2 protein-coding genes are annotated in these 3,882 nt (G+C 70.1%); both read right to left on the bottom strand.

Going from position 1 to position 3,882, the window contains the following annotated elements; all coding sequences use genetic code 11:
- Window positions 1-74: 74 nt before the first annotated feature.
- Window positions 75-407, bottom strand: a complete 333-nt coding sequence (locus ACTS11_RS06130; protein ID WP_442639452.1) for a J-domain-containing protein — start codon at window positions 405-407, stop codon at window positions 75-77.
- Window positions 408-486: 79 nt separating this feature from the next.
- Complete coding sequence (locus ACTS11_RS06125) at window positions 487-3,621, bottom strand: valine--tRNA ligase (RefSeq protein ID WP_442639451.1); 3,135 nt, start codon at window positions 3,619-3,621, stop codon at window positions 487-489.
- Window positions 3,622-3,882 lie beyond the last annotated feature (261 nt).

Below are 3,882 nucleotides of genomic sequence, written 5' to 3'. Positions count from 1 at the left end.
GCATTGCGCGGAACCGCGCAAGTCCCCGCGCAGGGGGTTGGGGTGGGGGCGCACGCGCTTTCCGAACGACGCTGCTATCGCATGAAGCGCCGCCGCGCCTCCTCGGCGATGGAAAGCTTCATCTGCAGCTCGGCGATGCGCGCCATGGCGCGGCGCTTCGCCTCCGCCCCTTCGGCGGCCGCATAGTCGGCCTTCGCGGCCTCGACGGCCTTGCGGAGCTCGATCTCATGCGGCAGCGCGCCGTGCTCGTGCATGATGCGGTAGCCGACGGCCTCGCCCGCGTCGACGTAGGCCTCCTCCGGGCGGTCGGGCAACGGTTTGCCCTCGCCCGCGAGCCCCGAGAGCTTCCCCTCGGCGAGCGCCTTTCGCATCTGCCTCTCGGCGAGCCTGTCCCATCGGTCGGTCATGGGGCGGGAGCCTACCACGAGCGGGCCCGGAAAACCTGCGTTTTCCGGGCCGGTTTCCGTGCGGAAACCGCGCTCCCCCTCAGCCGATCTCCCGGAGCCGCAGGAGAGCGGCCTTCAGCTTGCCCTCCTCCTCCTCGCGCTGCGCGAGGTTCTCGCGGGTCTCGTCCACGATCTCGTCGGGCGCGCTCTCGACGAACTTCGGGTTCGACAGCCGCCCGCGCAGCCCGCCGATCTCCTTGCCGAGCTTCTCGAGCACCTTCTCGAGGCGCGCCTTCTCCTCGCCCACGTCGATCAGGTCGGCGATGGGAAGGCCGAAGACGCCGCCTTCCACCGCCACGGTCGCCGCCCCCTTGGGCAGCGCGTCCACCCGCGTCACCTCCGACAGGCGCGCGAGCCGCTCGATCATCGCGGCGTTCCGGGCGAAGGCCCGCTCCCCGGCCGGGTCCAGCTCCGCCTGGAGAAGCTGCACCTTCAGCCCCGCCGGCACGTGCATCTGCGCCCGGATCGAGCGGATCTCCTCGATCAGCCCGATGACCCAGGTCATCTCGCGGTCGGCTTCCGCGTCGATCAGCTCCGCCCCGTAGCTCGGCCAGTCGGCATGGACGAGCATCGTGTCCCGCGCCGCGATCTGGCCCCAGAGCTCCTCGGTGACGAAGGGCATCGTGGGGTGCAGCAGCATGAGGCACTGGTCGATGACCCAGGCCATCGTCGCCCGCGTCTCGGCGATCACGGCCGCGTCGCCCGAGGCGAAGAGGGGTTTCGCGAACTCCAGATACCAGTCGCAGACCCTGCCCCAGACGAAGGCGTAGAGCCCGTTGGCCGCAGCATCGAAACGGTAGGCCGACAGCGCCTCGTCATGCGCCATGCGCGCCCGCGCCGTCTCGCCCACGATCCACCGGTTGACCGTCTGCGTCACGGAGGCGGGGTCGAAGCCCGGGACGGGCCGACACTCGTTCATCTCGGCGAAGCGCGCCGCGTTCCAGAGCTTCGTGCCGAAGTTGCGGTAGCCCTGGATGCGGTCCTTCGAGAGCTTGAGGTCGCGCCCCATCGCGGCCATCGAGGTCAGCGTGAAGCGCACCGCGTCCGCCCCGAACTCGTCGATCAGCTCGAGGGGATCGAGCACGTTGCCGATCGACTTCGACATCTTCCGCCCCTTCTCGTCCCGGACGAGGGCATGGACGTAGACATCGCGGAAGGGCACGTCGCCCACGACCGCGAGCTGCATCATCATCATCCGGGCGACCCAGAAGAAGATGATGTCGAAGCCCGAAATGAGAACCGAGGACGGGAAGTAGCGGTGCAGCTCGGGCGTGTCCTGCGGCCAGCCGAGCGTGCCGATCGGCCAGAGGCCCGAGGAGAACCAGGTGTCGAGCACGTCCGGGTCGCGCCAGACGGGATAGACCAGCTTCGTCGGGTCCTGGTCGATCTCGTACTGCGCGAGGCAGGCGCCGAGCATGTGCGCCGCCGCGTGCCGGTCGGCCACCTCGACCACACGCGCATGGTTCAGCGGCGTCGGCAGGCCCGCGAGCACGTCCGCGAACCGGCCCGCGACGGCCTCGAAATCGGCGGCGCAATGGTGCCGGTCCTCACCCTCGAGAAGCGTCTGCGCGTTCAGGAGCCGCAGCATCTCCACCTCGTCGAGCGCGCCGTCCCCCTCGTCGTCGCGATAGCCGTGGGCCGCGAGGTCGAAGCCGTACCAGACCGGGATCTGGTGCCCCCACCAGAGCTGGCGCGAGATCGTCCAGGGCTCGATGTTCTCGAGCCAGTGGAAATAGACCTTGCGGTGCTGCTCGGGCACGATCGTGGTCCGCCCGTCGCGGACCGCGTCCAGCGCGGGGCCCACGATCTTCGCGGTATCGACGAACCACTGGTCGGTCAGCATCGGCTCGATCACCACCTTCGAGCGGTCGCCGAAGGGCTGGGTGATGACCTTCTCCTCCACCAGCGGCACCCGCGCGTCCGCCCCCTCGGCGCCGGACTTCGCCGCCGCCTTGCCGAGGCGCGGATCGTCGGCGCGCGTCATCACGGCGAGCCCCTCGGCGGTGATCTCCGCGACCACGCGGCTCCGCGCCTCGAACCGGTCGAGCCCGCGCAGGTGCCCGGGCACGAGGTTCAGGAGGTCGGCCTCCGCCTCGCTGAGCGTGCGGGTTCCTTCCGCAACCTCCCGCGCGACGGCGGCGGCCTCCTCGTAGGGCAGCCCGTCCTCGCGCATCCGCGCCCGCCCGTCCATCAGCCGGTAGCAGGGGATGCCGCCGCGCTTCGCGACGCCGTAATCGTTGAAGTCATGCGCGCCCGTGATCTTCACCGCGCCCGAGCCGAAGGCCGGGTCGGGATACTCGTCGGTGATGATCGGGATGAGGCGGCGATGCTCCTTCGGGCCCACCGGGATCTCGCAGAGCATGCCCACGATCGGCGCATAGCGCGCGTCCGAGGGATGCACCGCCACCGCCCCGTCGCCCAGCATCGTCTCGGGCCGCGTCGTCGCGATGGAGATGTAGTCGCGCTCCTCCTCGAGGATCACGTTCCCGTCTTCATCTTTCTCCAAATACGTGTAGGTCGCACCGCCGGCCAGGGGGTACTTGAAGTGCCACATGTGCCCCTGCACGTCGGTGTTCTCGACCTCGAGATCGGAGATCGCCGTCTCGAAATGCGGGTCCCAGTTCACCAGCCGCTTGCCGCGGTAGATGTAGCCCTTCTCGTACATGTCGACGAAGACGCGGATGACGGCGTCGTGGAAGTTGCCCTCCTCGCCCGCGGGCGCCCCCGGGGCGCCCGACATGGTGAAGGCCTCGCGGCTCCAGTCGCACGACGCCCCGAGGCGCTTGAGCTGCCGCCGGATCGTGCCGCCCGAAGTCTGCTTCCAGGCCCAGACATGGGAGAGGAACTCGGCGCGGTCCATGTCGCGGCGGGACTTGCCCTCCTTCGCGAGTTCGCGCTCGACGACCATCTGGGTGGCGATGCCCGCGTGGTCGGTGCCCGGCTGCCAGAGCGTGTCGAAACCCCGCATCCGGTGCCAGCGCGTCAGCACGTCCTGCAGCGTGTTGTTGAAGGCATGGCCGACATGGAGGACGCCGGTGACGTTCGGCGGCGGGATCATGATCGAGAAGGCCTCGGCGCCCGGCTTCGCGTTGGCGCCGGCGCGGAAGGCGCCCGCCGTCTCCCAGGCTTCGTAGATCCGGGCCTCGGCCTCGCCTGCGTCGAAGGTCTTGTCCATGGCGTCCCTGCCTCATCTCTCGCGTCCGGGTGAGGGACTACCGAAGGCGGGGGCAAAGGCCAAGGGGGAAGGCGGGCGACTGCCGCGCGCGGCGCCGGAAATGCCGGCATTTCCGGCCCGGATTTGCCGGCAAATCCGTCCCCCGGCCTCACCCGAGATGCGACAGGATCTCGCGCGCCGCCCGGGCCCGCGCCTCCGCCGACAGCTCCGCCATCTCCACCCGCGCCACGACGGCGCCCGCGTCGCCCCGGCGGAGCCGCC

The organism is Roseicyclus sp., from assembly GCF_052168335.1.
Lineage (GTDB): Bacteria > Pseudomonadota > Alphaproteobacteria > Rhodobacterales > Rhodobacteraceae > Roseibacterium.
This window is presented reverse-complemented; position numbering and strand designations above follow the sequence as displayed.